We start from the raw sequence: 20,374 nt of genomic DNA, 5'->3' as shown, positions 1-20,374 counted from the left end.
GCCGGGCTGACTGCCCGGCAAGCCTATTAGCCTTGCACACAAATACCCAGACGCCCCCGTGTCCACCCCGCCATGCAACCAGCGCCCCCTTTCGACGATCCGCTAACAGTGCCGCTCACGCGCCGCGCTGGTGCGACGCGTGCTGCCATCATCAACTACACGATGGCGGCCCGGGCGCAGCGCGCCTACTTCGGCATCCACAACCAGAGCAACTGCCTGCCGAACCCTGTGCCGCACCGCCACGAGTACTTCCAGATCTACGTCAACACCCGGGGCGAAACCATGCATTACATCGGCGGCGCCCAGCGCCCTATCGGCCCCGGCACGCTGAGCTTCGTTCTGCCCTTCCTGGTCCACTACATCCCGAATACCGCCGACGGCGTGTTCCACGTGATCAACATCAGCAAGGACTACCTGCTGCCGTCGCTGGATCTCGACGTCTTCGAACTGTCGGAAGTGCCGCTCGCGCGCGCGCCGGAACTCGCGCCCTTCCGCTTCCAGCATTGCCTGGACTTCCGCTTTGACGAGACCGAGACCCAATACCTGCACGAACTGTGCGAGCGCATGGCGCAGGAGGCCCAGCAGCCGTCGGGAGAAGACACTGCCAGCCACCTTCTGATCCGCAGCCATCTACTGAATCTCATCGGCATGGTGTGGCGCAGCTACGGCGACGAGTTCCGCCTCTGCGAGTCGCAGGGAAAGGTCCTGCAGTCGTATAAGCCGGCCGTGCTGCGCTGCATCCGCTACATCACCCAGAACCTCTCGCAGGAGTTGATCCTAGGTGATGCGGCGCAGGCCAGCCATGTGTCGGCCACGCACTTGGCTCACCTGCTGAAGAACGAGACTGGCAAGACCTTCCTGGAACTCGTGACTGAACGGAGGATAGAGCAAGCAAAGACTCTTTTGGTTTTCACTTCTGACTCGGCTGCTGAAATCGGGGAAAGCACAGGGTTCGGTGAACCAGCGCATTTCGCACGTCGTTTTCGACAGATCGTGGGGTCGACACCTACAGCCTATCGGCGGCGATTCCAGCAGGAGGGTATGCAGACTTGGGTCGAGTAGCCTAGGGTTTCACTCCGCACTTCACAACGCAGCCTTTTCTCGATGCATCGAGATCGAAGTTCAATCGTCTGTGATGATCAAAGGGCAGGCATAGCGAAGGAGAAATGTCAGGGGCGCCGAAATTGGACACCCGAGACTAGCCCGAAGGTGACAAGAACTGAAGTGGTCATCGCTATTCCAAGGGCAACGCTTGATGGCAAGTAGGAGGCCGTAAGCGCCAATGCCGAGCAGAATCCAGCGAGACTCACTGTGCCGAGTATTGCTGAGTGCAACAGTGCAGTGACACTGGCCGCGCCATACTTCTGATGCACAGTCAAAGCCACCAAGGCGTAACCAATGGGGAATGCAAGCAGAAGGCCAGCTCCTACTGCCCCAAGCCAGCCGGCTGCAGTCGTTATGAGCGCGACGAGCACGCCGGCGAACATACCTCGCATTGCGAACAGCGCAATTCCTGCCTTCCTCTTCAGCGGTGCCTGATGCGTAGCGAACTTCGCTCCGAGGCGAAAGCAGACGCCGGTAGCAGCAATGAACAGAATGACGCCAATCAATGGCCGCGCCGGAAAGAGCTGAAACGAGAATGCGGCCAACAACCACGTGGCCATGGCAAAGCCGAGGGCGATCCAGGGCGACGCTCTGCCTGCTACAACGATGTAGGCCAGCAGAAAGAACTGCGTGGCACACAGCGAGAGCAACGCATACGACGCTGCCTGCGCGACGAATGCCTCGGATGCTTGCGCAGCCAGGAAGTAGAAGCCCGGCCCGAGAATGACAGGCAGCCCGGCCAAGGCGCCCCCGACAAGCGGCCCGAATACGCCCACCGCCCAAGAGACAGCAATCACCACGACCGCCGTGGCGACCATTCTTACTGCCAGTGCTTCAAGCGGGATTTGGGAAAAAATTGATGCCAGCATCGTCATCTCTGTCTCTGTGACGCCTTCCACAACTCGATGATGAGCGATCCAATTGTTCTTGACGCTCCAGAGCCGACATCGTACATTATCTGGAATGATCATTCCAGTATGACGGTTTGCCATGCGTACCAAAGAATTCGAACCTGATGAAATCGCCGATGCCGCCATGCGCGTGTTCTGGGAGCGTGGTTATGCCGCAACCTCGATGCAGGATCTTGTCGAAGGCACCGGTCTGTCTCGCAGCAGCATTTACAGCACCTTCGAGAACAAACAAGGGCTCTATCAGCAGGCACTGCGCCGCTACCAGGCCGTGACCACGGCCAACGTGGAGTTGTTGGCTGGTCCTGGCTCCGTCAGGGATTTGGTCCGGCAGTTGCTGATGCGCATCTTGGAGGATGAGTTGGGCGATCCGCAGCGGCGGGGCTGCCTCGTTGCCAATGCGACACTAGAACTGGCAGGCCATGATGAGGCAGTCGCCGAACTGGTGGCACACAATTTCCAGCGTCTGCAGAAGGCACTGGAAAAGCTGATCGTCCGGGGGCAGCAATCAGGCGAGGTCGCCGCCGAGAAGAGCCCGCGTGCGCTGGCCCGTTTCTTCGTCAACACCATGCAGGGGCTGCGGGTATTGAGCAAAGGCAGTCCCGCGCAGCAACGTCGCCATTGCCTACTGGATGTGATCGACGTGGCGCTCGACACGCTGTAGCCCCCACCTGGCATCCCGGCACATCGGTGCGCGCCTGGATGCCGGGTTTTTGTTTGGCCAAAATTGGAATGATCGTTCCAATTAGAAGTTCTTCATCCACCATCAAAAGGAGTTCACATGAGCACCAACCAAAGCATCACCATCGCTGTCCTCGGCACCGGCCTGATCGGCGCCCCCGTTGCGCGCAACCTGCACAAGCAGGGGTTCAGAGTGCATGCCTGGAATCGCACTGCCGCCAAGGCAAAGGCTTTGGTGGCCGATGGCATCCTGGCATTCGACAGCCCGGCCGATGCGCTACGCGGTGCCGACATCATCATGACCGTGCTCAAGGACGGCCCCAGCATCCAGGAAGCCCTGCAGGCCGCCGCACCGGCCTTGAACAAGGGAGTCATCTGGCTGCAACTGAGCACGGTTGGCATCGAGAGCATCGAAACCCTGTCGGCATTGGCCGAACAGCATGGGCTGGTGTTCTATGACGCCCCCGTGCAAGGCACCCGCCAGCCGGCCGAATTGGCGCAACTCATCATTCTGGCGTCCGGTCCGCTCGAGCAGCGTGCGGCCGCGCAGCCCGTCTTCGACGCCATCGGCAAGCGCACGCTGTGGGTATCGGAGCAAACGGGTGCCAGCAGCCGCCTGAAGCTCGCGCTCAACAACTGGGCCTTTGCGCTGACGCACGGCCTTGCTGAGAGCCTGGCGCTTGCCAAGGGGCTGGGCGTCGATCCGGCGCTGGTGGTGGATGTGATCACGGGCGGGCCGATGGACAGCGGCTATTTCCAGGCCAAGGCCGCCGCCATCCTGGCCGAGAACTACACCACCAGTTTCTCCATCGTCAATGCGGTGAAGGACGCTCGACTGGTGGTCGATGCCGCCGCCCAGGCCCGCGTGCAGGTCGATGCGGCGCAGGCCGGTCTACAGCGCTTCGAGCGTGCGCTGGAAGCCGGGCACGGTGACAAGGACATGGCGGCGTCCTATCTCGCCTGACCTGCACGGGAACGACAACAGCATGCGCATCCAAAATCATGAAACGTTCACAGCAACACCTGCTGCAACCGCTGAGGGGCTACCCGTCTGGAACCTGCTGGCGTTCACGATGGCAGGCTTCCTCGCCATCATGACTGAGACCATGCCGGCGGGCCTACTGCCGCAGATCGGCCAGGGCCTGGGCGTTACCGAAGCCCTGGCAGGCCAGTTGGTAACGCTCTATGCGCTTGGGTCGGTGCTGGCGGCGATCCCGGTCATCGCCGCCACGCGCAGCTGGAACCGCAGGCCATTGTTCCTGCTGGCCATCGGCGGCCTGATGGTGTTCAACTCCATCACGGCCTTGTCTGCCCACTACGGGCTGACCTTGGCCGCGCGCTTCGTCGCGGGCATGGCTGCCGGTGTGGTGTGGGGGCTGCTGGCCGGCTATGCGCGGCGCATGGTGCCCCCGCATCTGCAGGGGCGCGCGTTGGCGGTGGCCGGTGTCGGCCAGCCCATCGCCTTGTCCATCGGCGTGCCGTTGGGAACGTGGCTGGGCACTATGTTCGACTGGCGCGGCGTGTTCTGGATCATGTCGGCGCTTTCGCTGCTGCTGTTCGTCTGGGTGCGGCTGGTGGTGCCGGATTTCGCGGGCCAATCCGCGAGACAGCGCCTGCCGATCCGGCGCATCTTCCTGATGCCCGGTATCCGCCCGGTACTGCTAGCGCTGTTCGCCTGGATATTGGCGCACAACATTCTCTACACCTACATCGCGCCCTTCTTGGCGTCCGTGGGGCTAGGGCATCGCGTGGATGCCGTACTGCTGCTGTTCGGTGTGACGTCCATCGTGGGGATATGGATCACCGGCCTGCTGGTGGATCGCTGGCTGCGCATGCTGACTCTGTTCAGCTTGGGCGTGTTTACCGCGGCAGCGCTGGTGCTCGTTTTCTCCGGCGGTTCGGCGCTGGCTGTGCTGCTGGGCATTGCGACGTGGGGGCTGACGTTTGGCGGCGCACCGACGCTGCTGCAAACCGCACTGGCCGATACAGCGGGCGATGGCGCCGACGTGGCGCAATCCATGCTGGTAACGATCTTCAACCTCGCAGTGGCCGGTGGTGGTGTCGTGGGCGGTGTGCTGCTCGAACGCCTGGGACCGGCGTCATTCCCGTGGACGATGGCGGTACTGGCGCTGCTGGGCCTGTCGGTGGTCTGGTCGGCCAGTGTGCACGGCTTCCGGCCAGGCGGTCGCGTCGCGGCATCTTGATCGAGTGCATTCCATGGCGACGACCGCAATGAACACGTGGCGCGATGTGGCGCTGATCGCTCTCTCGCCGGCGATCTGAGGATCAACCAATCTGGTGCCTTCGGAAGGGTTGCCGCCGGATCAGCCCTTCACGGCAGCGCTCATCCGTGCTCCGCCAGCTTGCTGCGCACGCGCTAGGTGCCAGCCCTTCAAGATTGGCTGCGCCTGCTGGTACTGGGCGCACTTCTTTCAGGCAGCTGGCGAGTGTCTTCGCCGTGCAGTGGACGATTGCGCGGACCCGACAGTGAAAGCCCTATTTCATTCGACGTCATTCTATTTCAAAAGGTATTTTCATGACCAATCCCATTCAACGTGCCATCGAATCTCGCACGTCCGTCAATCACTATCAACTCGGCCGCCCCCTGAGCGATGAGGTCATCGCGTCATTGGTCGCCCAGGCAACTCAGGCACCTTCTGCCTACAACATGCAGAACTGGCGATTCATCGCAGTGCGATCGGAGGACGCCAAGATCCGCTTGACATCGGCGGCCTACGGGCAGCAGAAGGTGGTGGATGCTTCCGTCGCATTCATCGTTTGTGGATCGCTGGCCGCACATACACAACTGGCTGCCGCGCTCCAGCCCAGCGTGGATGCAGGCATCATGGCACAACACATGGTCGATGGATGGGTGGTCCAAGCCAGTGCTTCACATGAGCGCGATCCCGTTTTGCAGCGCGATGAAGCCATCCGCTCGGCTTCGCTGGCGGCGATGACATTGATGTTGGCTGCGCAAGGTATGGCGTTAGGCTCATGCGCGATGGTGGGCTTCGATGCAGCAGAAGTAAGCCGGGAATTCAATCTCGATGCCACCGAACTTCCCGTCGTCATCGTGACGGTCGGCTATCCGGCGGCTGGCAACTGGCCGCAGAAGCCGCGCAAGCCATTGTCCGAAGTCCTCAACATCGTTTGAGGATTCGGAGATGGACAAAGTCGACGAAAACCACTGACCCCTTATACATGCGCCCACACGGACTGTCTGTTCTGTGAATCCTAAGGCATGCGACTGGCATAGCCGCCTGCAGCATGCAAAGACTACGCTCCAGACGCGCCCGATCGCGTTTCGGAAAACGATTTGATGAAGACATTTGGGGCTGCTGGCCACAGACCGACCGTCTGTCCAGCGCGTGGGCCCGCGCGCATTCACGATAGTCAGTTCGCTCGCGCCGGCCTGGAGAAAGCGCTTGAGCTGGCGATACAGCGTGGTGGTAGCCAGCCCTGCCTCGGCGCCAGTGCGGTCGGGATATTCCCTCTCATGGTCAGATGAGACCAGTGTAGATGGCGATAGAGCGATAACACCGAGGCCAACCCCCAACAGGCACTAACCGTGGCCAGGATGCCTTAACCTGGTTGCCTTGAGCATCGACACGCGTCTTCTCCCGAGCACGCAGGTAACCCGAAGCTACACGCTGACTCCACGTATCCCGCCTCCAGCAGCGCCCTATGCCTATGGATACGTGACTACGCACCGCCGCCCGGTAGGGCGGCCGATCACGTAGACTAGGCGCATGCGATCATCGATAATCGCCTCAGCCTGGAACTCCGACGGCGAGATGCAATACACGTTGCGGCGTCCATATACCTCCCCGCTGACCAGCGCCTCCACAGCCACGCGGAAATCGTCGTGGACGTAGCGTGTCGGCGCAGCGAAATCGATCATGCCGGCACCCGTGCGCGGTTCCCAGATGACCCCATAGTCAACCTCCGCTGCCCACTGCGTGATCGCATTGAACGTCGAACGACTGTTGGCCCCTGTTACACTGAAAGCCAGTGCCGTGGAGGGCCCAGAGAGGAGGGATGCCAGCACAACTGCAGGCAGCAGAACTCGATGTAACTCTATTGACTTCATGATCTTCGATCCCTATTGGGGGAGCATTCAACCCCGATGCGTCATCCACGACTCCCAGGAAGTACTCATCCCCAGCTGGAGGCAACATGGAAGTTAAAAGGAGTCAACCAATCCTGAAATGACAACTGTGCGTTGCCCCCATGCTGTTGACCGACGAATTGTCCTCAAGAGAGTTCCATGGATATTTATTCATATTCACTTGAATAGTATTAATTCCGATACGTCATAAATCCGTAAGAATTTAGGCATCGTAGCCAGTCCAATCGTCGTGGTGATATCGCGCCTGACGCATTTACCCCCGAGCTTTGGCGGGGCCCGCAGTCTCGCCCCTTACGATTTCAGATCTCGCGAGTCAGTATGATCGATGGCAAGTCATATCATGTCAATGCACATCTGCCCGGAGGCACGCATCAGTACACCATCGCAATTGATCCGGACAGCGGCGCCGTCTACGTCAGCAACCGCGCCAAGGTCAACGACCGGAGCGCAACGGATATACCCTTGCCGTTCGAACCAGGCGGCGACACTATTACCCTGATCCGGCCCTGATCAGACTGGAGCGTACAAAGACAGCCCACGCCCCTCCTTCTTCAGCTTTCGTTCTCGAAGTTGTGATCCACCATGTGCGACACCATATTCGCCAGCGGCAGCGTCACCGTGACGACCAGCCCCCCGTCGGGGCGGTTAGCGGCAACGAGGGTTCCTCTGTGGCTGCGCACGGCACGGCTGGCAATCGCCAATCCCAATCCGTAGCCCTGCCGGCTCAGTCCATTTTGAAGTCGAACGAACGGATCTTGCATCCGACGCAAATCGACCTCCGGCACACCCGGGCCACGGTCCGCAATCCACAGCACCGCCCGGTGCAGGTCGTCGTCCACCGACAGGGTGACCTCGACGGTATCGCCTTGCACGGAGAACTGGGTGGCGTTGCGGACAATGTTCTCGATCGCGCGGCGGATCAGTTTCGCGCTGCCTTGCATCAGCATTTGCTGTTTCGTTTCGATCCGTGACACCATCGCGACGCCCTTGGCCCGGGCTTCGAAGCTTGCATCGGCAACGACAGCATCAACCAAGGCCCGCATATCGAAATACGCATCGAGTTCCGATTCGCCACTTTCACCCCGGGACAGAGACAGCAGTTCGCCGACCAGGTCGTCCAGTCGCCCCACTTCCGATTCGATGCGCCGCAGTGGCTCCCCGGGGGCACCCGCATCCTGGCCCGCCAGCGCCACGGCGAGATTCAACCTGGCCAGCGGCGAACGCAGTTCATGGCTGACGTCGTGCAGTAGCTGATCACGTGCTAGCAACAGTTGCTGCAGTTGTTCGGCCATGCGGTCAAAGTCGTCCGCGAGATCAGCGATCTCGTCGCGGCGCCGGCCCATTGAGGGCTGCAGCCGGGTAGTGAGCTGGCCATCGGCCAGCTTGCGAAACCCTTTGCGCAAACGCTGGATCGGCCGGCTCAGGTACCAGGCCAGGATCGCGCTGAAAAGCAGGCCGCCCAGCACGGCCGGAATCGCCCACTCCACCTCCAGGTAGAACCTGAGGAAGTCCCTGATGCTCCAAGAGCCTGACTCCGGCGGCAGCGTGTAGCGGAGCTCCCATTCCCTAGACTCGGGGTCGACCGCATGCTTGACCAGGATTTCGCTGCGTTCCTGGGGAGCCTCCTCAGGTTTGGCCACGCGCTTCGCTTCAACGACCGACAACAGGTTCCATTGCTCGTGGCCGCCGGGCCAGTTCGAATTCTGTGCCTTCCAGCTTTGCGAGACCTCCCTGAACTTTGCCATTCCGTCTGATTCGATTGCCAGCTGCGCCGCGGACAACTGGTAAGGAGCGACGACCTTAGCGACCTCCCGATCCATCCGTTTGCCGTCCCCCCACCGCACAGCATAGGCTATCGCGACGGCGTGGAAAATAAAGAGGTTGGTAATCCAGAAACCAAGGAGAATTTTCCAAAACAAGCGTGATCTCACTATTCCGCCTTTATCCGATAGCCGACTCCACGCACAGTTTCAATCTCAATATCGCGAGCGCCTTTGGTCAGCAGTTTATGGCGAATATTGCTGATGTGCACGTCCAGGCTGCGGTCATAGGGTTCGCGTCGCCGCCCCAGCGCCTCCAGCGAGAGATCGTCTTTTGATTTCACTGCACCGTCGGCCCGCATCAGTGCTTCCAGCACGTTGAATTCCGATACGGTCAATTCGATTGACCGATCACTCCAGAAGACAGTCCTCGTGCTCGGCGAAAGCACCAAGCCCAGAATCGAGAATTTTTCAGGCAGGGCCGCAGCTCTGTTCAATGGCCGCCGGCGCAGAACCGCACGCACGCGCGCGACCAGCTCGCGCGGATCGTAAGGTTTGGGTACGTAATCATCGGCCCCCATTTCCAGGCCTACCACCCGGTCCAGTTTGTCGCCCCGCGCGGTCAACATGATGATGGGCACATCACTGCGCCGGCGGATCTCGCGCAACGCATCGATGCCGCTCAACGTTGGCAGCATGATGTCCAGGATGACCGCATCATGATTTCCGGACAACGCAGCCGTCACCCCTGCCCTGCCGTCGCTAACGGCAGTCGTGACGAATCCCTCAGCGCTGAGATAGGCCGTGAGCATTTTGCACAGGTCTCCATCATCATCGACCAACAGTAAGCGCAAGGCCAGAGCTCCTCAAATAGCGACGACGAAATAATAGTATGTCAGGGCCCCCGCATAGGAAGCCTTTACGAAATCCTTACAAAACGTTTTCGCTTTCCTGCCCCTACGATCCTCTCCTTGCGGATCAAATATAGCAATCAGTTCTTACAGGCGCTCCTGCGTGATTTGCCAATGAGAAAACCATTGTCGGGCGCCATAGGCGTTGCCATTGCGGGCATCCTGGCCATCGCCGCGGCGGCTTACGGAAGTGCCGCAAAGCAGACATCCGAGTTTATCACCGCCGAAGCCACGGTGCAGCCGATCGAACGCACGGTACTGGCCAGCGGCGTGCTGGAGCCGATCAAGCTGGTGAGCGTGGGCGCTCGCGCTTCCGGCCAGGTCATGAAGCTGCACGTCAAGATCGGCGATACTGTGAAGGTCGGCCAGCCGATCGCGGACATCGACTCGCAGCCGCAACGTAACGCCTTGAACAAGGCCGAGGCCGCGCTGGAGAACGTGAAGGCGCAGCGCATAGCGCTTCTGGCCAATCTCCGTCAGGCCGAGCTTGTACTCACACGCCAGCGCAATTTACTGCGGCTTGACGCCACGACGTTCCTTGACAGTTACGACTCAATTCTGACCGCACGCGACGCCCTGGTGACGGATATCGCGTCGCGTGATGCCCAGATCAATCAAGCGGGTGCAGCCGTGCAAATCGCGCGAACCAACCTCAGCTACACCCGCATCGCCGCGCCTATGAGCGGTGTGGTCGTCGCGGTGGTTACCGAGGAGGGCCGCATGGTCAACGCCAACCAGTCCGCCCCGACTATCGTGGTGCTCGCCGACCTGAGCGTAATGAAGGTCAAGGCCAAGATATCGGAAGCAGAAGTGACGCGGGCCAAGCCAGGTCAGAAGGTCTACTTCACAGTGCTCGGCGAGCCGGAGAAACGCTACCACGCCAAACTGCGGTCGGTAGAGCCTGCGCCGGCTTCAATCACTTCTTGGACCGAGCAAAGCATAGCCGGGGCGGCGCAGCAATCAGCTGCGACCAAGACCACCGTATATTACAACGGGCTGTTCGAAATACCCAACCCAGACGGCGAACTGCGCCCCATGATGACGGCACAGGTCCACATCGTGCTGGACGAAGCCCGTGATGTCGTGACCATCCCAGTGATCGCCTTGGGTGACAGGCAGCCCGACGGCAGCCGAACCGTACGAGTCGTCGATGACAAGGGAAAGGTGACTGCTCGCCCGGTGAACGTGGGACTGAACAATGGCGTTCGGGTTCAGGTCGTCTCTGGCCTTCAGGCAGGCGAACGGGTGGTGATCGGGGATGCCGCCAATGCGATACCTGGTAGCCTCAAAACATGCCCACGCCGGTGATTCAGCTTGATGCCGTCTGGCGTGAAATCACCGCGGGAGAGCAGACGGCTGCCGCACTGAAGAATGTGTCTTTGCGCATCCAAGCCGGCGAGATGGTGGCCATCGTCGGGTCCTCGGGTTGCGGCAATTTTGAATACGGTTCGGAGAGGGCGCATTACGCTCTCTCGCCTGTGTACCAGCGATGTTGGGAGATTTGTGCGGCGACCGGTGCCACGTCTTCATTTGAAGCTGGCGAAGCTCATGACCACTGCGCTGCGGTCTTTTCTACGCTACGCGCGCTATCGCGGCAACATTGCGCTGCCGACCGCCCCGCGTTGACGCCCCTCTGCAACCAGGCCAGCATCTCGCCCTTCCTGTCCCATTTTTTTCCGGCCTTCGGCGTTGCGGTAGGTGCGCCTCGGCTCGGGTGCCGGCGGCGGAGACGCCTTCTCGGCAAAGCAGCCGGCTGCCTGCAGGTCGGTCAAGGTGAGGCCGTGGCTGACCATCTGTACTCGGACCCACACCATGGCTGCGGTGCGCTCAATCTCAAGAGACATGAGACGCATAGGCATCAGGTTTTGGGAAAACGGAAAGGTGCAACGATTGGGGGGGGCCAATCAGTGTGGTAGGGTTCCGGCTATGTTGGTCGCGCGCGCGAACGACACTGCAACCCCCGTTCAGTCGGGCTAGGCCAACGGAACATGACGAAAAAGGCGGGCAGATGCCGTCATCGATGATCGAGTGCCGCCGATCTCTCCCCGCCGGGGGCGGCGCAACCTGGAGACTTAGTCGAAATGTTGACCAACGTTCGTTTGCGCGCGGCCACTCAAACCGATTACCAGCAAATCTCCGAACTGCTTGAATGCTGCGGACTGCCTACGGAGGATGTCTCCGACATCATCGATTCGTTCCAAATTGCTCTGGCAGATAGTCGGGTGATCGGTTGCGCGGCAGCAGAAAGGCACTGTGAAGCGATCCTTATCCGCTCGGTAGCGGTCGAGCTGACATTTCGTGACAGGGGCATCGCCAGCCAACTGGTCGACACGCTATTGATACAGGCTCGCGGGACGGAAGTGCGCGAGGCCTACCTGTTGTCCACCGCGGCCCCGGCCTACTTTGCTCGTTGGGGATTCTCTCTGTTCCCTGCCGATCAGGTCCCCATGGGAATCAGAACATCGGCTGCATTTCAGCGTGCAGCACTGGCATCTGCTCTCTGCATGCGGCGCGAGCTCACTTGAGCCTTCGCCGCAGCGCCGTATAGGTCGACGAGCCTGATGAAAAAGGCCTCTCTGAAATGAGTGGCCTTTGCATCGATCCCCTACGGGCGCCGATCGGAGAATCCGTAAGGGCTCCCACTGACGTGCGAATTGACACATTCACTTGATGCATGGCTGTCCAAGGCCGGGCCGAGACCCGCTGCGCATTGCCGTGCAGCCGACCAGATCTGCTGCGTGAACTGCGTCGCATCCGCTTCGCGCGCCAGGGCCGCTGCTTCGCTGGACCACAGAAGGAAGAAAATCCGCTGCCAGCCTTCTCGAAGGCCGCACGCAACGGATCCACTGCGCCGGTTGCCAGCGGGAATGCCGGCGCCGCTGCATTCATGGGGTCTTGTTCGCGCATGAAGCGGGTCAACAGTCCGCGCGCCCGGCGGCACGTATAGAGGTTGATCAGACGCGTCATGTCGTCGCGCGCGTCGCGTATCGCGGCGCGGTGGACCTCAGGCTAAACATTCGCGCTCTTGAGCACGATCTAGCCGCGTTCGAAGAGATCAAGAATCTGAAGCTCTGGCCAAAGACCATCAAGCTTGCACCACCTAAGCCCATCTTCGACGCCATGCCATTCTAGTTTCGGCGCCGCCACAGATCCACCGTCGCGGTCCGCGTGATCACCTGCCTGCGATACTATAATGCACGCAACAGAATATTCCCGAAATTCTCGGCAGCTTTTTCCGCGCTGCGACAGGTGACAAGACGAATGCGAGTGACCATCATCACTGCCACCGAAAAATGCCAAGGCTAGAATCGGCTCCGTTGAAGCTTTGCCCCCTCCTACGGCTTCCCTTTGAAGCGCCAAGCTGAGCCGGTGCTTGGCGTCTTTGTTCCGTAGCAGGCCTGGGCCACCCTCCCCCAGCTAGCACCGCCCGCCCAGACAACCATTCCCGGAGGAGCACACCATGAGCTAGAGTATCGCTTTGGTCGCCGCCGCCATCCTGTCTTCTGTCTTGTCAACCCCGGCGCTCGCAAAGGAGACGTTCAATGTCTTCACCGATGGGCTGAAGGCCGGCGCATTCGATCTCTATATCGATGCCGCGAAGCCGGCGCCTCTCATCTGGCATCCCTTCCTGCGCTGTCATCCGGCCACCTCGATTGCGCCGTCTCTTGGCGCACGGATTGCTGTTGCCAGAGCACACTCCGGACGGAATGACCAAACCTTGGAATTGGCTGACTAACATCAACGGAGTGAATTCCCGCATATTTCCAGTGTCGGCGCGGCCTTTGCTGCGCAAGGATGCCGGACACCGGGGCTGCGGCTACTGCCGCAGGATCCCACGGCAGCAGCGACTGCCTCGTCCGAACGCCAGCCATACGAGAATAAGTATTTCAGGACAGCCGCAATGACTCGATCCACACGCACCCCGACCCACACGATTCCCAACCTCGGTCCGGCCTACGTCACCCGTCGGCAGTTTCTTGAAGTTGCCGGAGCGGGAATACTGGCGACCAGCCTGCCGGGCTGCGGCGGCAGTTCCGACAGCGCCACCCCCTCCTACAGCCAGACCATAGATTGGGGCGAGCGAGCGATCGCGCGGGTAATGAGCGAACAGCGGGATGCGGCCGCCATCTCGGTGGCGCTTCTCAAGCGCAACAACATCGTGTGGCGGCGGGCATTCGGGAAGGCGTCCGTTGACGACAATAAGCCGGCCACGATCCAGACCCGCTTCAACATCGGCTCCGTCAGCAAGGTGCTGGCCGGCCTCGCCGGCGTGATCCTCCAGGATCGGGGGCTGATCGATCTGGACACCCCGATTGTCCGCTACCTTCCCGCGTTCAGGATGCTGTCGCCGGCGTACGCGCGCATCACGTCGAGGCACTTGCTGTCGCACGCCTCCGGCTTGCCAGGAACGAATGGCCGCAACATCTTTACCTTCGCGCCGGTGCCCGGCTACTCGGCCGACACCGAGACCGAACTGTTGGACACTCATCTCAAGCATGTCCCGGGACAGCTCGCGGTGTACTGCAACGATGGCTTCACACTGTTCGAACAGATTGTGCTCGCTGTCACCAGACAGACCTTTCCAGACTTCGTCGAGACAAACATTCTCGCGCCGCTGAACATGACGAATTCCGGCTACCCGCGGAGCCCGCAACCGGCCGGCGAGTTCGCCTACCCCTACTTTCGCGAGAAGCAGTATCCGCAGGAGTTCGTCAATGCGTTCGCCACAGGTGGACTGAGTACGACGCCCTCCGACATGATGAACCTCGCACAGATGTTCCTCGCGGGCGGGATGTTCCAGGGCAGGCATATCGTGTCTCCCGCTGGCATTTCCGCCATGGCGACGGATCAGACTACGGGCCTGCAGATCAACCCGTCGCCGGAATGGCGTTGGGGCCTGGGCTGGGACAGTGTCCGGCAGCCGGGCCTGGCGAATGCAAATGTCACCGCGTGGGAAAAGAACGGCGGCACCGCCTTCTTTGCCAGCGAGTTCTTTGTTCTGCCGGACGCGCAAATGGCGCTGATGCTGACCGGCAACTCGGGCTACGGGGGCGATGCGCTCGCGATTGCGGAAGGCATCCTGATGCGTGCGCTGCAGGAGGACGGTAGCCTCGGCGCGCTACCCGCCACGATCGTCAATACCGTGCCGCCGCTGGCAACGCCTCCCGACACGACGGATGCCGCGGGAATCTATGGCAACTACAAGGCGCCGTTGCAGGTGGTTGTCGGCGAGGACGGCAGCCTGGCACTCAACGAATGGAGCGGCAGTGCATGGGCCCCGCTTCACAGCGGCGTGTCGCGGTACCGGTACCGAAGCGACGGCTGGTGGTGGAGCGACAACGGCGCGCTTCCGAGCTTTCGCTTCGCCGAGGCGTCGGGAACCGATGAGGCCGGCAACGCCTACCGTTACCGGTACCTGATGGAGCGCGTTACCCCTGGCGCCGGTTATGGACGGATCACGCTGCCGATCGCCCAGCAGCTGGCTCCCCGGCCTCTGCTTTCCGCTGCGTGGCGGTCTCGCATGGGATCGCGATGGACGGTGACCAACGAGTCGCCCGAATCCGTCTCGTGGAAGCTATCGGACAATCCGTCGGTCACCATCGGCAGCTTGGTCGAGCTGCCGGGCTACATCCTGTTCGGGGGTGGCAGCGTGGGTTACCAACTGCTCGTCCCGCTCGCCGACGACCGCGGTGGCATGTCGGTGAAGGTGCCGGTCAACCACGGGCGTGACCTCAATGAGATCCGCTTCGCCACGGTCAATGGCATGGAAACACTGACGATCGACAGCTCGGTCTACGCGCCGGCGTGATACTGGAACGGCGTAGCGCAGCGCGAGTGCCGCCTCACTGACCGGAGACCGGGACACGCGCCGCTTGCCGGCCAGCCTCTGCGCGGGTAAATGGGAGCGGATGGGCTTCCCATCCGCCTGGATCGGCGGCCTCGCACGTTCAGAACAGCGATGCGATGGGTTAAGCAACGCCATCCCCGCCCGGATCGCCCCCCTTCCGGCACGGTTCCGTTCACTCAAATGGCGTGCACCCAGGCGGGGGTGTAGTTGTATGGGTTCCGGATGACCTCGTAGCGGACCACTTCTATCGATCGCGCAGGTGAGCATGGGTTGATGGCAAAACAGGTAAGAGCGTGGCCAAGAGGATCTGACCCGCACAGCGTGCCGCGATCGCTCACCCAGCCTCTTCAGGGCTTCGTGTGTGGCCCGCGCAAGCTCGCATTCCCCGATCTGCCGGCACCCAATTCCTCGATGTTGAGCCGCTGCGCACCGGAGCTCGCAGTGAAGTTGCCCACCATGTACACCGGCGCGTCAATGCACCTGCCGGTGGACAGCACCGGCCGGAAGCTGTGCGGCGAAGGCAAATGGGGGATGCGCAAACACGGCTATTCGAGGCGGCACACCGGGTGCATGGTCCATCTCCTCCCCGGACGCGACCTCGCCATCAATCCAGCGGGCCGGGTGGTGTTGACGATGGCGCGCATGGATCAAGGGCGAAGCGCCCATCTTCAGAAACGAAGTGCAGCGCGCAGCCTCGCGCTCTGATCGACATAATTGTTAGCAGCGCGCAGGCCATACTCGGCTTTCAGCTCGAAGCCCTTCTTTGTGACGAGGTCCAGACCGACGGTCAAATTGCCGTATGTCCTAGGCGCACCGGTCTCGATCTGAAACGGCGCAACGCCACTGCCCGCCAGACTGGCAAATTGCATCTGCGCGGTCCAGCCTCCGTTGCTCAAGAAACTTACGCCGGCGGTAGCATAGGGGCGAATCGTCATATTCCCGAGATCAACGCGGCCGCCGATCTCCAAGCTTGGCGTCGTCATGACGCTCACTCGGCTGGCGCGCTGCGCCGCGAGATCAAACACACCAGCGCCAGTTTCACGATAGCCGGGCTGATAGGCATAGTTGATGTCGATATCCGTATAGGGCCTCAGATACCAGTTCCGAAATCCAATCTCATAAGATGCGCGCAACCGACCGCCGAGATGGTAGGCGTCTGGGCTGCTCTTCGCCCGCGCGTTGAAACTCGGCAGGCTGACCGCACGCGTCATTTCCGATGCTTCATAGCCGCCCCTGACGGCCGCGGCGAACAGCCAGGGACCGATCTGACGCTTGATCGCCAGGCCGGCGCTGATGGTGTTACTCGAGACGTCCACCGCGTTCTGGTCCGCTGTCGTAGTTGCTGACGAATAGCTGAGAGAGCCTCCAAGGAACCAGTCACGGGCAATCTCCTTTTGCAGACCGAATTGATAGGTCGCCTGCTTCGTCCGATAGCCGCTATCGTCGCCCGAGGCGCTGCGATTGACGAGATTACCGGTGATGCGACCCCAGCTGCATTCCCCTTCGCGCAGGCGCGTTCCGCCATCGATGAACGTGGGGCAGCTCATCAACCCGTTGAAGAACGAATAGGATTGATGAACCTGCGAAACCACGCGGCTATGCGCGACGTCGCTGGCGAGATTTCCGAGCGCATTGCGATAAGCGGTCAGGCTGGGGAGCTTGGTGAAGGGCGTGAAGATTGACGCGGCGCCTTCATAGCCGGAATCCCACAGAGCCTGCAGGTGGCTTGCGATGCGCGATTGATCGGATTTGAGCGCCGCGCTCGCCTTGGTGAAATTGGCGCGCGGCGTAATCGTAACGTCCTTGCGATCTGCGCTCAATTGCAACGCGTGACTGATAATTGTGGCTCCGTCGTCGGATGCCCCAGCGGTGAAGGCCATCGGACCCAACGCCGTGTCGAAATGGGCAATCGTCAAATTCTTGCCTTTGAGCGGGTTCGCTACGTCCGGTAGGACCATTCCGCCAAAATTTGACTCACCACTAACTGATAGACGATCGCTTTTGTTATTCGCATAGTCGAGATTGACCAGAAGCATCCCGTCCGAGGTCTGATGGAATCGTCCAGTCATCAAGGTCGTCGTGTACCGAGTCTGCATGCCCAGGCCAAGAACGTTGGTGTTAGTCAGTAGGCCATTGCCTCCGATCGTAACAATCGCGCCCGGGTGGAGTTCATCTGCGTTGCTGATGGCGCTCGCATTCCCGCCGAGCACGATATTTCCCGCGATTCTGCCGGATGTATTGGTCAGTATGGCGCTGCCGGATGTGGTGATTGCATTACCGCCCAGCGAAGAAATACGGCCGCCATTGTTCACTATCGTCGTCATACCGGTTGTGTTGGTTGCGATCGCCGCTCCAAGGCTTCCGTTTCCTCCCGTGACCTGCGCGCTTTGTCCAATTGTGAGCGAAATATCGCCGCCCCTATGAATGCCTGCGGCGCCTGCCCCGGAATTACCAACGCTGACAGCGTAGATCGCTGGAGAATTCTTTCCCTGCGCGGACACCAAAGCGTTCTTGCCGACGGTGATGTCGATCGCTCCGCCAGAATTTCCCGGGGTTTCCCCGGGGCGCTTCAGCAAAAGACCTGCGTCTGTAAGAATCGCACCACTGCCAAGGCTCATCGCGAGAATCGCTGGCGCATTGGCCCCACGCGTCACAATGCCAGGCTTATCGGCTTGGTATGTATCGCCGCCAAGCACATTGACGATGACATGGCCGCCCTGACCCGCGCCGCCGGTTATGCCCGCATCCTTGATGAGATTCAGGTCATAGCTCACCGCAGCCATGTTTCCGGCGATACCGCCCCCGCCGCCGATGCTCTGCGCCACGACGCCAGCCGCGCCATCGCCCGTGGTCCTGACGCGGCCGTCAACAGCGATAGTCACCTTCCCGCCGTCGCCATAGCCGTTGTAGCCACGACTGGAGGTATCTGCCAGCGTGATCAGTCCCGCTGTAGTCGTCAGCCCCGCGACGCCTCCCCCGGCGCCGACGCTTTGCGCGAAAATGCCGAAAGCGTTTTGCCCGGATGTGGCGATGCCGCCATTGCTGTCGAGCTTCACGCCGACGGCAGCGCCGTGGCCCGTGGAAGTGCCGGCCGCGTTGAGCGTCAGCTTCACTGGCGATGAGAGAGGGCCTGTATCGCTTGCCGATGCGACATAACCGCCGCCAGCGCCGACGCTTTGAGCCAGCACGCCGAATGCGAGCGTGCCCGATGTCTGAATTGCATTATTGACATCGACTGTCACGCCGCCGCCATCGCTGGGGCTGCTGGTCGCGGTCGCGCCCAGCCTAATATCGTTCGATACGTTGATCTGATTGGGCGACGTCAATTCGGTGAACAGCAGACTTGCCGCTCCACCGCCGCCGCCGACGCTTTGCGCCATGATCGCATGCGACAGCGCGCCCGATGTCTTGATTGTCCCGGCGCTGGTCGCCGAGACATTGCCGCCATGGCCCGACGCGCCGTCAGCACCCAGCTTCGTTTGGCCGCTCAGTGGATAAGGTTCAAAGCTGCCGCTGAATCCGCCGCCGAAATGCGCGGCGCTCTTACCGCCGCCGCCACCGATGCTTTGCGCGAAGACGCCAGCGGAGTCAACGCCGCCGGTGATGATCGAACCTTGATGGTCAATTACGACAGCATAGTCTGTTGAGTCGTTGGGCCGGCGAACGCCACTGCCACCATTGCCTCCGCCGCCGCCGCCGCGACCGATATTGATGTCGAAATTGAACGTCTGCCCGCCGAAGAGCTGATTGGAACTCCCGGCGTTGCCGCCGCCGCCACCGACCGCCTGCGCGAAGACGCCCGGCGAATGCGCGCCTGTCGTCGTGATACTTCCGTCATTGGTCACGGACACGCCTCCGGCTTCGCCGGAGCTGCCTCCCTGGCCGCCGATATTGAACGAGAGGCTGCCGCCACCCTGGAGCCGGAGGAGCGGAACGGCGCCTTCGATGATCGAAAGGATTGTGCCGCCCACTTTCGGGTCAGAGAACAAATCCTTGACGATCTCTTCTACTGACCGGCCAACGCTACCGCCATTGCCGCCGCCGCCGCCGATGCTCTGGGCGAAGACGCCGGCGGCGTTCTGCCCGTTCGTCGAGATGGCGCCTTTGCTGAGCACCGTGACAAGCCCGCCCTTGCCGGAGCTGCCGCCTTGCCCACCAACCGCAAAATTCCCACCGAATGTCTCGGGGAACTGGCGCCAGTTCGCGCCAGCGCCTGCTGCCGTCTGCAGCGCGCCCATGATGGTGGTCGCCAGATTGGCGTTCGAACTGGAGCTAACGTTGCCTCCATTGCCGCCGCCGCCCCCGATACTTTGTGCGACGATCGCGTGCGCGCTGGCGCCAGTTGTCTCGATAGTGGCCGAATCGCCGTTGGTGACGGTTACGGCATTGCCGTCGCCGGCCGCCCCCCCGCTGCCCCCGATGGTCGCGGTCGCCTGAAATGAAGGCGTGAACTTGCCTGGCGTCCAGTCGCCGGCATTCAATGTACGGAGAGTCCTCACCAGGCTGATCAGTGCGTTGGTGTCGCCAAGCCCTGCAGAGAAAAGGTTGCCCGTAAGACGCGATGCACTGCCGCCATTGCCACCGCCGCCGCCGATACTCTGCGCATGGATGGCGTAGGAGTGTTCGCCCAGAGTCTTGATATCGTCGGTGTTCGTAACACTAACGGTTCCGCCGTGATTGCCGCTGCCGCCGTGGCCGCCGATGTTGAGACTGAGTGTTCCATTGCCGGTCGAAGTCGTCATACCCTGCGCATTGCCGCCGGCGCCGCCACCGCCGCCGATGCTCTGCGCGAGAATGCCAATCGAGCTAATTCCCGTTGTCAGCAATGGTCCGTCGCTTTCGACCGAAACAGCGCCGCCGATGCCGCCGAAGCCGCCTCGGCCGCCTACCGCGACGCTGCCGCCGAGCGTAACCGGCAGAAAACCCTCGGGCGGCGGAATCACCTGAATCATGCCGACTTGAGCGAAGGCATTGCCGCCAACGCCACCGCCACCGCCGATGCTCTGGGCGATCATCGCGTTGGCGTTGTCGCC

General features: G+C 61.3%; 17 protein-coding genes. 12 read left to right on the top strand and 5 right to left on the bottom strand.

What is annotated here, in order from left to right; translation table 11 throughout:
• Positions 1 to 108: 108 nt before the first annotated feature.
• Positions 109 to 1,062 carry an AraC family transcriptional regulator gene (locus P3W85_RS33695; protein WP_276267940.1) on the top strand — a complete coding sequence of 318 codons (954 nt, stop codon included), beginning with the start codon at positions 109 to 111 and terminating at the stop codon, positions 1,060 to 1,062.
• Positions 1,063 to 1,169: 107 nt separating this feature from the next.
• On the opposite strand, the gene P3W85_RS33690 is transcribed toward P3W85_RS33695, so the two are convergent.
• Positions 1,170 to 1,979, bottom strand: a complete 810-nt coding sequence (locus P3W85_RS33690; protein WP_276267939.1) for a hypothetical protein — start codon at positions 1,977 to 1,979, stop codon at positions 1,170 to 1,172.
• A 115-nt stretch (positions 1,980 to 2,094) separates the two neighbouring features.
• On the opposite strand from P3W85_RS33690, the gene P3W85_RS33685 reads away from it, so the two are divergent.
• The 4 genes from P3W85_RS33685 to P3W85_RS33670 all read left to right on the top strand — a co-directional run bounded on the left by P3W85_RS33685 (position 2,095) and on the right by P3W85_RS33670 (position 5,847).
• The gene (locus P3W85_RS33685; RefSeq protein WP_276267938.1) at positions 2,095 to 2,676 is read left to right on the top strand and encodes a TetR/AcrR family transcriptional regulator; all 582 of its coding nucleotides are present in this window, start codon (positions 2,095 to 2,097) and stop codon (positions 2,674 to 2,676) included.
• Between the two features lie 117 nt (positions 2,677 to 2,793).
• Entirely contained in the window at positions 2,794 to 3,657 is an 864-nt protein-coding gene (locus tag P3W85_RS33680; protein WP_276267937.1) for an NAD(P)-dependent oxidoreductase, read from the top strand.
• A gap of 109 nt (positions 3,658 to 3,766) precedes the next feature.
• Positions 3,767 to 4,897 (top strand): MFS transporter, encoded by a 1,131-nt coding sequence (locus P3W85_RS33675; RefSeq protein ID WP_276267936.1) that lies wholly within the window; start codon positions 3,767 to 3,769, stop codon positions 4,895 to 4,897.
• Positions 4,898 to 5,229: 332 nt separating this feature from the next.
• Positions 5,230 to 5,847: a nitroreductase family protein gene (locus P3W85_RS33670; RefSeq protein ID WP_276267935.1), complete on the top strand. Its 618-nt coding sequence runs from the start codon at positions 5,230 to 5,232 to the stop codon at positions 5,845 to 5,847.
• A gap of 534 nt (positions 5,848 to 6,381) precedes the next feature.
• Here P3W85_RS33670 and P3W85_RS33665 read toward each other — a convergent pair.
• On the bottom strand, positions 6,382 to 6,783 hold the full coding sequence (locus P3W85_RS33665) for a hypothetical protein (protein ID WP_276267934.1): 402 nt from the start codon (positions 6,781 to 6,783) through the stop codon (positions 6,382 to 6,384).
• 357 nt (positions 6,784 to 7,140) lie between these two features.
• Here P3W85_RS33665 and P3W85_RS33660 point away from each other — a divergent pair, with 357 nt between their 5' ends.
• Entirely contained in the window at positions 7,141 to 7,332 is a 192-nt protein-coding gene (locus P3W85_RS33660) for a hypothetical protein (RefSeq protein ID WP_276267933.1), read from the top strand.
• 41 nt (positions 7,333 to 7,373) lie between these two features.
• Here P3W85_RS33660 and P3W85_RS33655 read toward each other — a convergent pair whose 3' ends face one another.
• Positions 7,374 to 8,741 (bottom strand): sensor histidine kinase, encoded by a 1,368-nt coding sequence (locus tag P3W85_RS33655; protein ID WP_276267932.1) that lies wholly within the window; start codon positions 8,739 to 8,741, stop codon positions 7,374 to 7,376.
• An 11-nt stretch (positions 8,742 to 8,752) separates the two neighbouring features.
• Positions 8,753 to 9,436 (bottom strand): response regulator transcription factor, encoded by a 684-nt coding sequence (locus tag P3W85_RS33650; RefSeq protein ID WP_276267931.1) that lies wholly within the window; start codon positions 9,434 to 9,436, stop codon positions 8,753 to 8,755.
• A 117-nt stretch (positions 9,437 to 9,553) separates the two neighbouring features.
• On the opposite strand from P3W85_RS33650, the gene P3W85_RS33645 reads away from it, so the two are divergent.
• The 6 genes from P3W85_RS33645 to P3W85_RS33610 all read left to right on the top strand — a co-directional run bounded on the left by P3W85_RS33645 (position 9,554) and on the right by P3W85_RS33610 (position 16,046).
• Complete coding sequence (locus tag P3W85_RS33645; RefSeq protein ID WP_276267930.1) at positions 9,554 to 10,801, top strand: efflux RND transporter periplasmic adaptor subunit; 1,248 nt, start codon at positions 9,554 to 9,556, stop codon at positions 10,799 to 10,801.
• Between the two features lie 773 nt (positions 10,802 to 11,574).
• Positions 11,575 to 12,018: a GNAT family N-acetyltransferase gene (locus tag P3W85_RS33635; RefSeq protein WP_276267929.1), complete on the top strand. Its 444-nt coding sequence runs from the start codon at positions 11,575 to 11,577 to the stop codon at positions 12,016 to 12,018.
• A 370-nt stretch (positions 12,019 to 12,388) separates the two neighbouring features.
• Positions 12,389 to 12,625 carry a hypothetical protein gene (locus tag P3W85_RS33625; RefSeq protein ID WP_276267969.1) on the top strand — a complete coding sequence of 79 codons (237 nt, stop codon included), beginning with the start codon at positions 12,389 to 12,391 and terminating at the stop codon, positions 12,623 to 12,625.
• 346 nt (positions 12,626 to 12,971) lie between these two features.
• Positions 12,972 to 13,229 carry a hypothetical protein gene (locus tag P3W85_RS33620; protein ID WP_276267928.1) on the top strand — a complete coding sequence of 86 codons (258 nt, stop codon included), beginning with the start codon at positions 12,972 to 12,974 and terminating at the stop codon, positions 13,227 to 13,229.
• A 165-nt stretch (positions 13,230 to 13,394) separates the two neighbouring features.
• Positions 13,395 to 15,302, top strand: coding sequence for a serine hydrolase domain-containing protein (locus tag P3W85_RS33615; RefSeq protein ID WP_276267927.1), 1,908 nt, complete (start codon positions 13,395 to 13,397; stop codon positions 15,300 to 15,302).
• A gap of 312 nt (positions 15,303 to 15,614) precedes the next feature.
• Positions 15,615 to 16,046, top strand: a complete 432-nt coding sequence (locus P3W85_RS33610) for a transposase (RefSeq protein WP_276267926.1) — start codon at positions 15,615 to 15,617, stop codon at positions 16,044 to 16,046.
• On the opposite strand, the gene P3W85_RS33605 is transcribed toward P3W85_RS33610, so the two are convergent.
• A complete protein-coding gene (locus P3W85_RS33605; protein ID WP_276267925.1) occupies positions 16,010 to 20,356 on the bottom strand; it encodes an autotransporter outer membrane beta-barrel domain-containing protein in 4,347 nt (1,448 codons plus the stop codon). The genes P3W85_RS33610 and P3W85_RS33605 overlap by 37 nt on opposite strands.
• Positions 20,357 to 20,374: the final 18 nt, after the last annotated feature.

The organism is Cupriavidus basilensis (assembly GCF_029335485.1).
GTDB lineage: Bacteria > Pseudomonadota > Gammaproteobacteria > Burkholderiales > Burkholderiaceae > Cupriavidus > Cupriavidus basilensis_E.
Note: the sequence above shows the minus strand (reverse complement) of the source record. Positions and strands in the feature narration are given on the sequence as shown.

What these genes read in the sequence shown, in the direction of transcription:
- P3W85_RS33675 (WP_276267936.1), top strand. Translation starts at nt 3,767, where the DNA reads ATGGCAGGCTTCCTCGCCATCATGACTGAGACCATGCCGGCGGGCCTA.
- P3W85_RS33605 (WP_276267925.1), bottom strand. Translation starts at nt 20,356, where the DNA reads ATGATCGCCCAGAGCATCGGCGGTGGCGGTGGCGTTGGCGGCAATGCC.
- P3W85_RS33670 (WP_276267935.1), top strand. Translation starts at nt 5,230, where the DNA reads ATGACCAATCCCATTCAACGTGCCATCGAATCTCGCACGTCCGTCAAT.
- P3W85_RS33635 (WP_276267929.1), top strand. Translation starts at nt 11,575, where the DNA reads ATGTTGACCAACGTTCGTTTGCGCGCGGCCACTCAAACCGATTACCAG.
- P3W85_RS33665 (WP_276267934.1), bottom strand. Translation starts at nt 6,783, where the DNA reads ATGAAGTCAATAGAGTTACATCGAGTTCTGCTGCCTGCAGTTGTGCTG.
- P3W85_RS33680 (WP_276267937.1), top strand. Translation starts at nt 2,794, where the DNA reads ATGAGCACCAACCAAAGCATCACCATCGCTGTCCTCGGCACCGGCCTG.
- P3W85_RS33615 (WP_276267927.1), top strand. Translation starts at nt 13,395, where the DNA reads ATGACTCGATCCACACGCACCCCGACCCACACGATTCCCAACCTCGGT.
- P3W85_RS33685 (WP_276267938.1), top strand. Translation starts at nt 2,095, where the DNA reads ATGCGTACCAAAGAATTCGAACCTGATGAAATCGCCGATGCCGCCATG.
- P3W85_RS33690 (WP_276267939.1), bottom strand. Translation starts at nt 1,979, where the DNA reads ATGACGATGCTGGCATCAATTTTTTCCCAAATCCCGCTTGAAGCACTG.
- P3W85_RS33610 (WP_276267926.1), top strand. Translation starts at nt 15,615, where the DNA reads ATGGCAAAACAGGTAAGAGCGTGGCCAAGAGGATCTGACCCGCACAGC.
- P3W85_RS33660 (WP_276267933.1), top strand. Translation starts at nt 7,141, where the DNA reads ATGATCGATGGCAAGTCATATCATGTCAATGCACATCTGCCCGGAGGC.